The sequence below is a fragment of the Parabacteroides sp. genome, from assembly GCF_977054455.1.
The window spans coordinates 44,312-58,896 of record NZ_CDRTCT010000010.1 but is presented as its reverse complement, the minus strand read 5'-3'; the positions used below and the strand labels follow the sequence as shown (position 1 = coordinate 58,896).

13 protein-coding genes are annotated in these 14,585 nt (G+C 48.0%); 5 read left to right on the top strand and 8 right to left on the bottom strand.

Annotated elements, in window-relative coordinates:
* The first annotated feature begins 43 nt into the window (after positions 1–43).
* From ACW6QF_RS06615 to ACW6QF_RS06605, 3 genes are all read left to right on the top strand, one after another.
* Complete coding sequence (locus ACW6QF_RS06615) at positions 44–1,597, top strand: PAS domain-containing sensor histidine kinase (RefSeq protein ID WP_456087225.1); 1,554 nt, start codon at positions 44–46, stop codon at positions 1,595–1,597.
* 77 nt (positions 1,598–1,674) lie between these two features.
* The gene (gene cysS, locus ACW6QF_RS06610) at positions 1,675–3,153 is read left to right on the top strand and encodes a cysteine--tRNA ligase (protein WP_298553136.1); all 1,479 of its coding nucleotides are present in this window, start codon (positions 1,675–1,677) and stop codon (positions 3,151–3,153) included.
* A gap of 9 nt (positions 3,154–3,162) precedes the next feature.
* Complete coding sequence (locus tag ACW6QF_RS06605) at positions 3,163–3,570, top strand: PaaI family thioesterase (RefSeq protein WP_456087224.1); 408 nt, start codon at positions 3,163–3,165, stop codon at positions 3,568–3,570.
* Positions 3,571–3,618: 48 nt separating this feature from the next.
* Here ACW6QF_RS06605 and ACW6QF_RS06600 read toward each other — a convergent pair whose 3' ends face one another.
* From ACW6QF_RS06600 to ACW6QF_RS06565, 8 genes are all read right to left on the bottom strand, one after another.
* Positions 3,619–6,042 (bottom strand): ABC transporter permease, encoded by a 2,424-nt coding sequence (locus tag ACW6QF_RS06600; protein WP_456087223.1) that lies wholly within the window; start codon positions 6,040–6,042, stop codon positions 3,619–3,621.
* Positions 6,043–6,070: 28 nt separating this feature from the next.
* On the bottom strand, positions 6,071–6,733 hold the full coding sequence (locus ACW6QF_RS06595) for an ABC transporter ATP-binding protein (RefSeq protein WP_298553143.1): 663 nt from the start codon (positions 6,731–6,733) through the stop codon (positions 6,071–6,073).
* Positions 6,734–6,745: 12 nt separating this feature from the next.
* Entirely contained in the window at positions 6,746–7,993 is a 1,248-nt protein-coding gene (locus ACW6QF_RS06590; RefSeq protein ID WP_456087269.1) for an efflux RND transporter periplasmic adaptor subunit, read from the bottom strand.
* A 39-nt stretch (positions 7,994–8,032) separates the two neighbouring features.
* Positions 8,033–9,355, bottom strand: a complete 1,323-nt coding sequence (locus tag ACW6QF_RS06585; protein WP_456087222.1) for a TolC family protein — start codon at positions 9,353–9,355, stop codon at positions 8,033–8,035.
* A 253-nt stretch (positions 9,356–9,608) separates the two neighbouring features.
* A complete protein-coding gene (locus ACW6QF_RS06580; protein ID WP_298553147.1) occupies positions 9,609–9,992 on the bottom strand; it encodes a DUF3037 domain-containing protein in 384 nt (127 codons plus the stop codon).
* Positions 9,970–10,752, bottom strand: a complete 783-nt coding sequence (locus ACW6QF_RS06575) for a HipA family kinase (RefSeq protein ID WP_456087221.1) — start codon at positions 10,750–10,752, stop codon at positions 9,970–9,972. The genes ACW6QF_RS06580 and ACW6QF_RS06575 overlap by 23 nt, the downstream gene beginning before the upstream one ends.
* Before the next feature lie 354 nt (positions 10,753–11,106).
* Positions 11,107–11,568 carry a hypothetical protein gene (locus tag ACW6QF_RS06570; RefSeq protein ID WP_456087220.1) on the bottom strand — a complete coding sequence of 154 codons (462 nt, stop codon included), beginning with the start codon at positions 11,566–11,568 and terminating at the stop codon, positions 11,107–11,109.
* Between the two features lie 3 nt (positions 11,569–11,571).
* Complete coding sequence (locus ACW6QF_RS06565; RefSeq protein ID WP_456087219.1) at positions 11,572–12,333, bottom strand: LiaF transmembrane domain-containing protein; 762 nt, start codon at positions 12,331–12,333, stop codon at positions 11,572–11,574.
* Between the two features lie 423 nt (positions 12,334–12,756).
* On the opposite strand from ACW6QF_RS06565, the gene ACW6QF_RS06560 reads away from it, so the two are divergent.
* Positions 12,757–13,353, top strand: coding sequence for an RNA polymerase sigma-70 factor (locus ACW6QF_RS06560; protein WP_456087218.1), 597 nt, complete (start codon positions 12,757–12,759; stop codon positions 13,351–13,353).
* Positions 13,354–13,413: 60 nt separating this feature from the next.
* A complete protein-coding gene (locus tag ACW6QF_RS06555) occupies positions 13,414–14,430 on the top strand; it encodes a FecR family protein (protein WP_456087217.1) in 1,017 nt (338 codons plus the stop codon).
* The last annotated feature ends 155 nt before the right edge of the window (positions 14,431–14,585 follow it).

Sequence of the window (14,585 nt, the reverse complement as noted above, 5' to 3'; positions counted from 1 at the left end):
TGCCCATTGTCGGATACTTTGATAGGTACATATAAATAAAGTAATGCTACAAATTTTAATTCTGGTATTATCGGCATTAGCCGTTATTCTTCTCTCCATACTTATTTTTCTACTATGCAAAAAGAACAATAAGCATCAAAGAGAGATCGACGAACGGCTGAAAGCCCAGCAGGAAACGATCGATCTGAAAAACAAGCTCACGCTTGCACTTCAGGCAGGCGAACTATCGGTATGGTCATACCTGCCGGAAGAAGACGGTTTCGACCTGGCAGACACAAGCACGGTTCCCCAGCCAGGAATGAAATTACAAGATGTAACCAAGCAGCTCGTGCCGGAAGACCAGGAAAAGCATCGCCGCCTCGTCTGGGACATCGTAGAAGGAAAATGCGACAGGAAAGCCGAGATATTCCGGCTTGTCACACCGGATGGTAACATCCGGTGGTATGAAATCTACGCGATGGGAGTCAAGGACGAGAACGGAAAAGTCAGGCGTCTGATCGGGACGCAAAAGGACATCACCGCACAAGCCAAACGCGAAATGGCCCTTCGCAAGTATATCCAGCGTTCCGAACTGGCGATCCGTTCCGCCAACATCATCCAATGGGATTATGATGTCGCAACCCGGAAATTCACCCGTCTTTTCGTCGATTCGACACAACCGGACCTGTTTATCCGTAAACCGTACAACTTCTCCCTCCATCCGGAAGACCGGCTCATCTTAAAGAATGAAGAGGATTTACGCACGGAAGGGAAAGACGGTTCCCACTCCCTTCACCTTCGCGTCATGCTGGAAGGAGAAACCGAATACAGATGGGTGAACTCTTTCGCTGTCCCGCTCGAAAAGAATGCGGATGGGTTCGTTACGAAGCTGACCGGATTGCAGATAGACCTGACTCCTTTGGAAAAGGCGGAAGAGTCCAACCGGATGAAAAGCGCTTTCCTTGCCAATATGAGCCATGAGATACGGACGCCGCTCAACGCTATCGTCGGCTTCTCACAACTTCTGGCGCAAACGGAAGACAAGGAAGAGCAAGCCGAGTTTGTCCGCATTATCGAAAACAATAACAACCTGTTGCTTCAGATCATCAACGACATCCTCGACTTATCCAAGATAGAAGCCGGAAAGATAGAATTCATTATCACTGATTTCAACGTTTCGGAGATCCTGACCGATCTCCGGCAAGTGTACACGCCACGACTGGAAAAGGGAGTCGAACTTATTTGCGACATCCCCTATCCTACCTGCATAATCCGTTCCGAAAAGAACCGGCTGACGCAGGTCTTATCCAATTTGCTAAGCAACGCAGCCAAGTTTACTTCCAAAGGTTCCATCACGATGGGATACCGGGTAACCGAAGGAGAGCTGTCGTTCTATGTAACCGATACGGGAAAAGGGATCGAGAAGGAGAACCTCGAACAGGTATTCGAACGCTTCACCAAATTCGACAGTTTCGTACCCGGTACCGGTCTGGGGCTTTCCATTTGCCAGCTGATCGTGCATAAACTGGGCGGACAGATCTCGGTGGAGTCGGAAATAGGAAAGGGAAGTACATTCCGGTTCACGATCGCCTGCAACTCCGCCTCCATTACAGGTTAATTAATGAAATACATTTTAAACAGGTTGGCGAAGGCAGAGATTATTCCTATATTTGCCCCTCTTAAATACAAATAGATATGGAACATCCATTAAGCATTTACAACACACTCACAAGAAAAAAGGAACAGTTCATCCCGCTGCACGAACCGCATGTGGGTATGTATGTCTGCGGTCCCACCGTTTATGGCGATGCCCATCTGGGGCATGCACGTCCGGCGATCACATTCGACCTGCTGTTCCGTTATCTGACTCATATAGGATACAAAGTACGCTATGTACGCAACATAACGGATGTCGGCCATCTGGAACATGACGCGGACGACGGCGAAGACAAGATTGCCAAGAAAGCCCGTCTCGAACAACTCGAACCGATGGAAGTCGTGCAGTATTACCTGAACCGTTACCACCATGCAATGGAAGCACTCAACGTACTGCCTCCCAGCATCGAACCGCATGCGTCCGGCCATATCATCGAGCAGATCGAACTGGTCAAGAAGATCCTGGATAACGGTTATGCGTATGAAAGCGAAGGTTCCGTTTATTTCGACGTGGAGAAATACAACAAGGATCATAACTACGGCGTTCTTTCCGGACGTAACATCGACGATATGTTGAATACGACCCGCGCGTTGGACGGACAGGACGAGAAGCATAATCCGATCGACTTTGCCCTTTGGAAATGTGCGCAACCGGAACATATCATGCGCTGGCCTTCTCCGTGGAGCGACGGGTTCCCCGGCTGGCATTGCGAGTGCACGGCGATGGGCAAAAAATACTTGGGCGAACATTTCGATATCCACGGCGGTGGCATGGATCTGATCTTCCCGCACCACGAATGCGAGATTGCACAGGCAGTCGCTTCACAAGGCGAAGATATGGTCCATTACTGGATGCACAACAATATGATCACCATCAACGGACAGAAGATGGGAAAGTCCTTGGGTAACTTCATCACGCTGGACGAGTTCTTTAGCGGAGACAATAAAGTGTTGAGCCAGGCCTATTCGCCTATGACCATCCGTTTCTTCATCCTCCAGGCCCATTATCGCAGTACGGTGGATTTCAGCAACGAAGCCCTGCAAGCAGCCGAAAAGGGATTGGAACGTCTGATGGACGCCTACAACCATCTAATGAAGTTGAAGGCAGCCGATGTTTCAACCGTGGATGTAAAGGATTTGCGCCGCAAATGCTACGATGCGATGAACGACGACCTGAACTCGCCGATCGTGATCGCCCACCTGTTCGATGCAACCCGCGCCATCAACTCCGTAAAAGACGGCAAGGCTACGATTTCGGTCGAAGACCTGAAAGAGTTACAGGATGTATTCCATACGTTCATCTTCGATATTCTCGGAATGAAAGATGAAGCTGCTTCAGCCGGAAGCAACAGCAACGAAGCGTTCGGCAAGGCCATGGATCTGTTGCTGACCATTCGCCAGCAGGCAAAAGCCAATAAAGACTGGGCGACATCGGATAAGATTCGTAATGAACTGACAGCTATCGGCTTCGAGATCAAAGATACGAAAGACGGAGCCGAATGGAAATTAAGCAAGTAAGACTGGTTTATGACAATACACGAATTTCTTCAAGGCGATAAGTTTGCCCTATTGGCCGGTGTCGAACTATTGGAAACCGGCAACGGGTATGCAAAGGCCCGCATGGAAATCAAACCGGAACACCTGAACGGCGGCGGCGTATGCCAGGGAGGAGCCATCTTCACGTTGGCCGACCTGGCCTTCGCTGCCGCAACAAATAGCCATGCACGCCTGACGCTCTCCATCACATCCAGTATCCACTTCTTCAAAGCCGAAAGCAAAGGGTTTCTTTATGCCGAAGCTCGTGAAGCGTTCAGCCACAAGCGGCTCGCCAACTGTGAAGTACGCATCACCAACGAAACGGGCGAGCTGATCGCCACCTTCAACGGAACAGGCTATAGGAAAGACACGGAACTTCCTTTTGCCCCGATAGAATAAAAGTGTACGCTATTGGCTAATCTGGCAGCAATAGCGTACATTTTTACTTTATTCGTAACGCAAAGAGCGAGCCGGTTTGCTAAAGATAGTTTTGACGGTTTGCCAACCGATGGTCAGCAAGGAGATCACACACAATAAAACGACCGGAACGAGGAAGAACCACGCTTTCCAGTCCGTACGGAACGAATAATGGTTCAGCCAATCCCCCATGATCCAACCCGAAAGCGGAAGGGCGATGACAACAGCTATGGCGATCAACAGGAAGAACTCGTGTCCCAACTCATAGAAAAGTTGCATCCGGGAAGCTCCCAGAACCTTCCGGATTCCCATCTCCCGGATACGGGTCGAACAAGAGAACATGACTAAGACCCCCAATCCCATACAAGAAATAAAGATCGCCAGTATCGCGAAGAGCGCCACCATCAGCCCGAACACTTCATCCTGCCGGTATTGCTGGTCGAAGAACTGGTCGAGAAAGAAATAATCATAGCTGGAATCGGGGAAATAACGTTCCCACACCCCTTCGACCTGTTTCACGAGATCACGCGGGTTACCGTTCTCCATAACGACAGAGATATAACGTTGCTTCATCCAACTCAACTTCTCATGCAGGGCAAACAAGATCGGCGTAAAATCTTTGTTAAGCGATTGTTGATGGTAATCCTTCACGACCCCGATAATCTGCATCGGCTGGTCGACAGTTTCGACAGACAAGCGTTGCCCCAAAGCGATATCGGACGATTCGAATCCTAACGTACGGACAGCCGATTCGTTCAGGACGATCTTATAAACATCTCCCCCGTAATCTTCGGAGAAACCGCGGCCGGCAACAAACTTCAGATCGTAGGCATCCAGAAAATACTCGTCGCAGTTCAACATCTCCAACAGGCGCGTCTGCTTCGTCACATCACTTTCGCGTACGATAGACAGGAAGTCGGTCACTTCCGTTCCGGGAACTGCACCGGAAACCGTCACCGCCCCGACAGAGGGCAATAACGCCACCTCTTTCTTAAAAGCCTCCAACTTCATCGCCAATTCCTCGCACTGTGCCGGGAACTTAAGCACCAACGTCTGATCCACCCGTACTCCCAAAGAAGCATTCCGCATATATCGAAGTTGAGCGTACACGATCAACGTCCCGCAAAGCAGCACCAAGGAAGCCGTGTATTGCAACACCACCAGCACCTTACGGGTGGTCGTCGCCCCGCGCGTATGGGTAAACTTCCCTTTCAGCATCCGGATCGGCTTGATACCGGACAAGACCGTCGCCGGATAAAAGCCGGACAGAAACACACCGATCGCAAAGATCAGCAACAGATATCCCCCCAGCGAAGTCGTAAACCAGACGGAGAAACTCAGATCCCGTCCCGTCAGGTTGTTGAAGGAAGGCATCAACGCCTCCATCAGCCCGATAGCCAGGATAAAAGCGAGGCTGTTCGTCACCAACGATTCGAAAAGGAACTGTGAAATAACCTGCTTCCGGCTTGCCCCCGAAGCCCGGCGTATACCGATCTCTTTGGCACGTTCCATCGAACGGGCCACCGTCATATTGATATAGTTGATCCAGGCAATGCAAAGGATGGCAAGCGCCGTACAGATCAACACCCAGATGGAAGAACGATTCCCCTTCACCTCCGGTTCGTACGCTTTCTGCGGATTCAGGTGGATATCGCGAAGGTTCGTCAACTGGATCGCCCAAGTTTTATTCTTCAATGCCTCTTCCGTCTTATACTTCTCCGCCATTGCCGGGAAATCCTCTTCCACCTGCGTTTTCAGGTTTGCCGACTTCAGCAGGACATACGAATAGACTTCGTGGCGATACCAATATTCATCCATCCACTTCGGCAGCGTATTGTAAGAGATCAGGAGATGATAGCGGACATGCGTATTGACCGGCATATCCTCCATGATACCCGTCACTTCGCAAGCTTCTTCCCCTATATTGCTCCGGAAGATCAGTATTTTCCCGATCGGATTCTCTCCTTTGAAATATTTCCGGGCGATACGTTCGGTGATAACCACCTTGTTCGGTCCGTCCAGACAACTCTCCTTATTTCCTTTCAAGAGTTTGAAGTCAAAGAAGTCGAAAAAGTTGGCCTCCGCATAGCCGATACCGGTCTCGCGGTACAACAGTTCGTTGTATTTCACGACCTGCTCCGGATAATACTGGCTTCCGACGCGTGTATAATCCTCGACAGCACTCATGTTCTGCTTCATAGCCGTAGCATAGCCGGCAGACGAACTGGCCCAATCGTCCGTCAGCTCCCCGTTCTCATAGAAGCGGGCTTCAACCCTGAAGAGCCGGTCCTGCCGGCTGTGCATGTCGTCGTAGCTGTACTCGAAAGCCACATAGGTCAGGATCAACAGGGCGGCCGCCATGCCGATTGCCAGACCGACTATATTGATGGCGCTGAAACCTTTCCTTTTGGTAAGGCTACGCCACGCACTGTTCCAATAGTTTGTTATTATCATTATGATGAAGATTTTCAAAGATGAATATTCAGGAAACGATCCGGCCGTCCAAAAGATGGATAATCCGGTGTGCGAAGCCGGCATCCCGCTCCGAGTGGGTGACCATGACGATTGTCGTCCCCTGCCTGTTCAGTTCGCGAAGCAATTCCATCACCTCCGCCCCGTTCGTCGAATCCAGGTTTCCTGTCGGTTCATCGGCAAGAATCAAAGGGCAATCCGTCACCACGGCACGCGCGATCGCCACACGTTGCTGTTGTCCTCCGGATAGCTGCTGCGGGAAATGTCCGGCACGATGGGCGATATTCATCCGGTCGAGAACTTCCATCACCTTCCGTCTGCGTTCAGACTTCCGGTCGCCGAGATAGACCAACGGCAATTCCACGTTCTCGAACACCGTCAACTCGTCTATCAGGTTGAAGCTCTGGAAGACGAAACCGATATTCCCTTTGCGGAAAGCCGTCAACCGGCTCTCTCCCATCTTGTCCACCTCCTTGCCGTTAAAGAAGTATTTGCCGGAAGTCGGCGAATCGAGCGTTCCCAAGATATTCAGCAAGGTCGACTTGCCACAGCCCGAAGGTCCCATGATGGCGACAAACTCACCTTGTTTGATTTCAAGATTCACTTCGTCCAATGCTTTCGTCTGCACCTCTTCCGTTGTGAAGACCATAGACAGATTCTCTGTTTTAATCATAAAGCAAATATATTATTTTAGTATCAGTTTCTCGTTATCACCAAACAGGTCGTATCCGGAAACAATCACCTTCTCCTCCGGTTGCAGTCCATCCACGACCTCGTAATACTGCGGGTTCTGCCGGCCGATACGGACAGGGCGGCGGCGAGCCGTCTTTCCTTCCTCATCCACCACATACATATACTCGCCGCCGCTTGCCTGATAAAAGCTCCCGCGTGGGACGATCACCGTCTGCACGGGATCGCCCAATTGCAGGTTCAGGTGGTAGGTTTGCCCGGCACGGATATTTTCCGGCCGGCCGGAGACAAAACGCAGGTCGGTACGAAACTGCCCTTCCCGCACTTCGGGATAGACTTTTGCCACCTCCATATCGTATTTCTTTCCTTCGCGTTCGAAGCTCGCAGGAAGACCGGGCATGACACGTTCCACATAGTGTTCGTCGATCTTAGCTTCCACCTTCAGTTCGGGCGTGATCACCTGGCCGATACGTTCGCCCTGTGCGATGGACTGGCCGATCTGAGCTTCCAAATTTCCTAACTGTCCGTCGACGGGAGCTTTCACTTTCAAGTTTTCCAGTCGTTCACGAACCAGAGCGAGGCTCTTCTTCATATTCCGGATGTTCTCGTCGAGGCTCTGCAATTGGCTACTGCGAAACAAGTCGTCCTGTTTGATCCGTTCGTCCACGACAGTCAATTGTCCGAGGGCGGCTTCATAATCTTCCTGCGCCTGCAAATAGTCTTCGCGGGACAACAGATTCTTCTTATACAGACGGTCGTATTGCCGGAAACGGCGTTCCTTCTGCGTCAGTTCTTTACTCAAGGCAATGCGTTCCTGTTTCAACCGAAGATGCTCCTGCTCCATACTGATACGGGTATTGCGCAGTTCGTTCTCCTGATAGGCCAGATCAGCTTCGCTCTGCAGGATACCGATGTTCAAGAGCGGGTTACTGAGACGGAGGATCACGTCGCCCGCCCGAACCTGCGCCCCTTCTTCGATCAGACGTTCTTCGACACGGCCTCCTTCGATAGCATCGAGATAGATGATACGGTCCGGCAATACCTGTCCGATGACACGGATATAATCGTTAAACTCTCCCTTCTGCACGGTGGCGATCGTAATTCGTTCTTTCTCCACCTTCATGGAAGAGGATGTGTCACGAAAGATAAACCAAAACAGACAAAACAGCACGATGCCACCTCCTGATACGGCATAGATGTGTTTCTTCCGAAGCCGAGACTTCCGCTTGATGCGGGTGTCCATGTTATTATTCATCATTATTCATTATTATATTTATACCCGTTACTTTCGGATCATGCCCAACGCAACAAACGACCCTGTTCGGTAAAACTCCACCAATCTCCTTTTCAACGCATACTGCAACCGGACACGGCTTAACTCCGCCTTTGCCATGATGTAAAGGTTCCGCTTTTCCATCAGTTCGAAGACGGAGATCATTCCCTCCTCCCATTTTTCCTCACTTTCTTTCAACATGATAGAAGAAGCACGAAGCTGTTCGAGCGCCAGCCTATGCTCCTCAATGGCTGCCCGAAGAGACAGACAAGCATCGTCTATCTCTTTATAGAGACCAAGACGTCGCTGCTCATTCTCATTTTGTATCCGGCGCAGGCGGAAACGCTCCTTCCTGACACCGGTCAGGCGGGAAAGTCCACTGAACAAAGGCAGCGAAACACTCACACCGATATATTTATTCATATTATTCTTCAACTGCTCTTTTATCGGGACGACCCCGCCCTGCTCATCCCTTCCGGTATCGTAGTAACCGGAATAGAGGCTGAACTCCGCCTTGACAGAGGGAAAGAAAGCGCCGGATGCCAGCGCCAAGGACTTGCGGGAAGCTCTTTCCCTCAACTCCATCGCCCGGAACTCCGGCAGGGAAGTTTCGGAGGCGGCACAGATCTCGTTGGATTCGAGAGCAGGCAATACGGGTAGTTCGCTCTCCTCATCTGGAAAGATGGCCAATGTATCGGTATCCCGCATATTCAATAATTCCTTCAAGGCAAGCAACGACAAGCGGCAACCGTTCGCCTTTACCGTCTCCTGGTAAACATCGGATTGCAAGCGTGCCTTCACTTCCTGCAAATCGGAAGGGGAACGCATGCCCAGATCCACATATTCGAGCATCTGCTCATGATAACGCTCGCTCAACTTCCGCTGTTCGACGGCAAGCTGATGCATCTTTTCGTCGAAGCAGAGGCGGAAGAAAGCCTCCATCACCTCAAAAGCGACCCGATTCTCCTCGGTCTTCTCCGCGAGGCCGCTGATCAGCCTGTTCAGCTTGCGGAACTGTAAACGGTTGACACGTGTAAACCCATCGAACACCGGAAGCGACACATTCAGATCCACAGTACCCGCCACACGTTTGCCCAACGCACCGTTAACACTCACCGAGGGCAGGAAATCGCCATAAGCGGCGGTAAGGTCTTCCTCTGCAATTCGCGTATTTAAGCGACTGTTCCGTATCCGGTAGTTCTGTTCGACAGCATAACGCATGCAATCGTCCACCGTCCAACCGGACTGTGCCCGCAAACTTCCCGGCGAGACCAGGAAGACGAGAAGGAAAAGAGATAAGCTTCGTTTAATCGTTATTTGCGCATTCATCATGGCAGAAAGGGAGCAAATGACGTGCCAGAAATGTAACAATCAGGTTTTCAGCGACATTTCAAAAACATCTCCCGCCTACCGTCTAATTTTTGGACGCCCGAACGTCCAAATTTTTGACACGCCCTTTCTCCCGCCTCCGGCAGAACCATGACTTCCCGCCCGCCGTCACTCTTTTGTTCCATAGGCATGCGGCGGTTATTCCATGAGCATGCGACAATCACTCCATGGGCATGGCCGTCGGACAAGGCAATCGCTACAGAACCAGTTCTCTGAACAATGTCTCCAACGTTCGGTCCAAGTCGTCGGAGAAGCCTGGATGCGGACGCGAAGTCTGGATAGAGGCACTCCGCACGGCTGTCAGCCAGCGGAACCGTTCCGGGATGTCCAAGGCGGCGATAGGACCACCCTCCTTCGCACCGGAGCAGATCTTATCGAAAACATGCAAATTGGCAAACAACGTTTCACGATCCAACTCGGAAGAAAACAGGTCCAGCTTGTTCTCGTCTATCTTATAAAGCGCCTTGATATACTTCGCTCTTTTCGAGAACAGGATAATTCCCACATTGAAGAACTCCTCCCGCTCTACTCTGGGAACCAGACGGATAACGGCATATTCATATAAGTGCTTTCCTTGCATCCTGTGCTTCTTTTATAAATGTTTCGGAATGTGCCAGTCTCTCACATAAGAACCGGATATAAATCTCTCTTATCTCTTGCGGCGTACCGGGACTTTCGCTCCAATGCAACCAGTCGTCGGGAATCAGAGCCACGATCTCCCGAATCTTCTTTTCCGTCAGCAAGCGTTTCATATCGGCATTTGCCTCTTCCAACCCGGAAGCCTCGGGCAACAGCACGTGATCTTTGACCTGCACAAAAGGGCTTACGGCATGTTTTTGCCAGTTCACCCATGAATAATGGAAATAAAGGGAAGCGCCATGATCGATCAGCCACAGTTCTTTATGCCACATCAGCATATTGGTATTCCGGAACGTACGGTCCACATTGGTCAGGAATGCATCCAGCCACACGATGCGGGACGCCAACTCAGCCCCGACCTTCGTCACTACCGGATCGAAGGCAAGAGCTCCCGACAGAAAATGCAGTCCGAGGTTCAACCCCCGGCTACCTTGCAACAAATCCTGGATTTCCTCGTCACCCTCGGTACGTCCGAAGGCCTCGTCCAGATTCAAAAAGACCAGTTCGGGAACCCGGAAACCAAGTGCACGGGCTATTTCACCGCCAACCAGTTCGGCTATCAGCGCTTTCGTCCCGTGGCCTGCCCCGCGGAACTTCACGACATATTTAAATTCGTCATCGGCTTCGGCCAATGCCGGCAACGATCCGCCTTCGCGGAGAGGCATGATATAGCGCGTCACATTCGCTGTTCGTAATTCCATCACATTCCAGTTATTTGAAGATAAAGATACACGTTCTTTTTTAAAACAAAGGAAGAGTGTATATAAATATAACAAGACTCATCATCTGAAAGATAAAAAAGAGGAAAAGAAACCTCTATAAAAAATTAAAGGCTGTCTCACGACAACCCCTAACCAACTTTGTTAACCTTAAATCTAATACTATTATGAAAAAACCACGATGCAAAGATACATGCGTCAAGCCCGTTTGTCAAGCCTTTCACAGACAATATATGTTAAGCCAGGAGGAACTTTTCGGTAAAAAATGTTACAAAGGGCAAAGCTTTATACAATGGGATCAAATTATGCTAAAATTAACATCTCGACCTTTCCTTTTTAAAGAGAAAGACGTTCTTTCAGGAGCTTGTAACCGGTATCCTCGGGCATCTCCTCTAAATCCGGCTCGTTTATCCGGTTCATCCGATACCATTGCAGTAAGATAATCCAGCATAATACACCAAAGACCAAACGAAGGGATATACTATTCATAAAATCCCCGATACTTCCCCATTCCAGAAGTACTTGCAGTTCAAAGGCTCCTACCAAACTGATCGCCTGCACCAACACAACCAAGGCAATCTGTATCTGCAAGGCATGAATAGCACCGTCGATATACCCGTACAGAAATCCGGCGACAGCCAATAAACCGACAGAGACCCATCCATCCAGGCAAGCCATCCAAAACCCCTCTTCCCCATAGCAGAACAGGAGCCATGAATAAATCATCCAAACCAGAATCGTCAGGGCGATCCCCACCATACGATTTATGACCGATTCTATAAACGGATGCGTCTGCATAGATCAACTTTTAAATTCGATTCCTCCGAATGAAACTTTTCCTCTCACAATCAAAGTATGCTCCAGATCTATCTCCACAGAAGTATTATATCGTTTATCGTCACATCCTCCGATAAGCGCATCAATCTGTGTCTGCAAATTCCAGTCCGCCGGCAAATAAATCTCGACTCCCCCAAATGTACAATCGATATCTATGCATGTCTGTGGAGCCTCCAGCTTGCTACGCCTCAAATCCAGGATAGTCCCGCCAAATGTGTTTTTAATCCGCGCTCCTCTGAACACCGGGTCCAAAACAATCTGCCGGACCGATCCGAAAGTATTGTCCGACACAACAAAACCGTCTTCAGAGCTATATACCTCCTTAGCATACTCCGGCCATCTTCCCTCTCCATGACCATTAAAACAGTGATGCCTCGGTTTAAAGAGGATCATGATTCCCACCAGAATAAGCAAGACAGGCCAGAACATTCCCGCCCACTCACCTTCTATTCCGGTTATATCCGGCAACAGGAAATAAGCTCCCACTGCAATCGTAATCACTCCACCCAGGAAATGCCGCTTAATCAAATTGACAATACCGACCACGATCAGCAGCATCTGCCAGGAAACCAGGATATCGAACAGATAAGAATCGATTACCCCGAAATTCCGTCCAAGGAACAACAAACCTACTATAATAAATACAGCAGCCGTCACAATTGTATTCAGTTTACTGTGGCGGGGATAACCACCTCTGACAAAATTCCCCTCATGATCTGTTCTCATACTCGTACATTTTTAATTTTGTTGCAAAACTACCGTCACACAACCGTTTATACAATAGAAAAACGGCCAGCAACGGCCAAATCCCGACGAATAACGGAATACTCCCGATAAAAAAGCCCCTCAATTTATCCCAAAGTTATTCATTTGGCACATGTAAATATACCAGAAATTCTTATATTTGCAATGTTCAGAGGAACTATTCGAGAAAATTTGGAAGTGCCTTACTTCGTTGAAATCGCCAGTTTTAACAGCATACAAGGTGCAAGCAACCACTATAGAGTGGGCTGTTTGTCTATGTATGCATAGGTTTCTGGCGATACCTTACGAAGTGTGGACAACAGCCCACTTCTTTTCATCTATACTTTTACCGGCTGTCAAAAAGTAAAATATTGTCTATTTACGACAGGAATGTAAAAAAATGTAATGAATCCGGAAACAGAAATCATCGAAGGCCTTAAAGCAGGCCACGAAAAAGCATACAAATACATATACGAGCGGCAATACAAAATACTTTGTATCATCGCTAAAGAATATGTAGATGATACTTTCACCGCAGAGATGATTGTAAGCGATGTTATTTTTGCCCTATGGAAAAACCGGAAAGAAATAGACATTAACCATTCGTTACGCAGTTATCTAATTAAAGCTGTCCGCAACCGGTGCCTGAATTATCTTGCCCAATTGGACAAAAGGGAAGATGTCCGTTCGCATATTGGAGATCTGCTGGAAAAAGAACAGATCCATTATGAAGAACAACACGGCTATCCGCTGTCCAGCCTGATAGAAAAAGAACTCGACGTCAAAATAAAAAATTGCATAAACAATTTACCGGCACTTACCCAGCGCATATTCTGCCTGAGCCGTTTCGAAAACCTCAAATACGAAGAAATTGCTCAAGAGCTCAACGTTTCCGTCAATGTAGTCAAATACCACATCAAGTCTGCTCTATCTCAATTACGGGAAGAATTAAAAGACTATTTACCCTTGTTTTTACTTATTTTTTTCCCTTTCGGAAAATAAATCCGTTTTTCATTTACCCTAAATCTTTTCCGACTTGTCTTACTTATATAAGCAGAAAAAATGAACACACAGAATCAAGATAAAGAACATTGGTTAAATCTCATAATCGACCGGCTGACAGGGACGATATCGGAAGACTACGACTTGTGCCTGCAGGAATGGATCCATGCTTCTGATGAGAACAGCCGATATTTCAAAAATATGGAACAGCTCTGGGATTCAATGGAGGTTGTCCAGGAAGGAGAACAATACGATTCAGATCGTGCCTTTTTGCTCTTTAAACAACGTATCCGGACAGAGCGCACGATCAACACGCGAAAATCGTTTCGCTTAAAGAACATTTTGTCATATGCAGCCATCCTAATCTCATTCATTGTTCTCAACTATCTGACTTATCAATATTACATTCATTCTTCAGATCAGAATATCCTCCGATTGTCAGAAATCGTAGTTCCCAATGGCTCAAAAACAAGACTGACATTACAAGACGGGACGAAAGTATGGCTGAATGCAGGTTCAAAGATCCAATATGACTCCGATTTTGGAAAGAAAAACCGCCTGCTCAAATTATCAGGCGAGGCCTATCTGGAAGTAGCAAAAGATGAGAACTGTCCTTTTATTGTCGACGCAGGAGAAGTAAAAGTGAGAGTATTGGGTACTTGCTTTAATATAAGAGCCTATAAAGATAACGAAGAAATCAAAGTCGCTTTGCTAAGAGGTTCTGTCGAAATGGAAACAAATAACGGGGATATGTTGAAATTGATTCCTAAAGATATCGCCCACTTCAATACACAAACAAAAGAAACCGGCATTTGCCATAACACCGGATGCTCCCAAAATTGTATTGGATGGATTGACAACAAATTTATATTCAACGGAGAAAGTTTCGAGCAAATCACTAAAATACTGGAAAGGACCTTCAACGTAAAAATAAACATCCACAAAGAGTCCATCAAAAAACGTTGTTTCATTGGTGACTTTGTTAATAACGAAACAATCGAACAGATATTTAAAGTCATGTCATCTAATGAAAAATTCACATATACGATAAAAGGGAATATCATAGACGTCTATTAATTCATATTTGTGTTTAATCTTAAATAATCATTTGCCTATGAAGTAGTACAATAAAAAAACAGAACCGGAGAATGCTGCAACACTCTCCGATCCCGAGAATAGATTTAAATTTCTGATTACTAACTTTAAATCCGATACAAATGTATAAAAAATAT

Bases quoted from the DNA above. Each gene is read 5' to 3' on its own strand.
- ACW6QF_RS06560 (WP_456087218.1), top strand. From the start codon at position 12,757: ATGAATCCGGAAACAGAAATCATCGAAGGCCTTAAAGCAGGCCACGAA.
- ACW6QF_RS06555 (WP_456087217.1), top strand. From the start codon at position 13,414: ATGAACACACAGAATCAAGATAAAGAACATTGGTTAAATCTCATAATC.
- ACW6QF_RS06605 (WP_456087224.1), top strand. From the start codon at position 3,163: ATGACAATACACGAATTTCTTCAAGGCGATAAGTTTGCCCTATTGGCC.
- ACW6QF_RS06595 (WP_298553143.1), bottom strand. From the start codon at position 6,733: ATGATTAAAACAGAGAATCTGTCTATGGTCTTCACAACGGAAGAGGTG.
- ACW6QF_RS06565 (WP_456087219.1), bottom strand. From the start codon at position 12,333: ATGAGAACAGATCATGAGGGGAATTTTGTCAGAGGTGGTTATCCCCGC.
- ACW6QF_RS06590 (WP_456087269.1), bottom strand. From the start codon at position 7,993: ATGGACACCCGCATCAAGCGGAAGTCTCGGCTTCGGAAGAAACACATC.
- ACW6QF_RS06575 (WP_456087221.1), bottom strand. From the start codon at position 10,752: ATGGAATTACGAACAGCGAATGTGACGCGCTATATCATGCCTCTCCGC.
- ACW6QF_RS06570 (WP_456087220.1), bottom strand. From the start codon at position 11,568: ATGCAGACGCATCCGTTTATAGAATCGGTCATAAATCGTATGGTGGGG.
- cysS (WP_298553136.1), top strand. From the start codon at position 1,675: ATGGAACATCCATTAAGCATTTACAACACACTCACAAGAAAAAAGGAA.
- ACW6QF_RS06600 (WP_456087223.1), bottom strand. From the start codon at position 6,042: ATGATAATAACAAACTATTGGAACAGTGCGTGGCGTAGCCTTACCAAA.
- ACW6QF_RS06580 (WP_298553147.1), bottom strand. From the start codon at position 9,992: ATGCAAGGAAAGCACTTATATGAATATGCCGTTATCCGTCTGGTTCCC.
- ACW6QF_RS06615 (WP_456087225.1), top strand. From the start codon at position 44: ATGCTACAAATTTTAATTCTGGTATTATCGGCATTAGCCGTTATTCTT.
- ACW6QF_RS06585 (WP_456087222.1), bottom strand. From the start codon at position 9,355: ATGATGAATGCGCAAATAACGATTAAACGAAGCTTATCTCTTTTCCTT.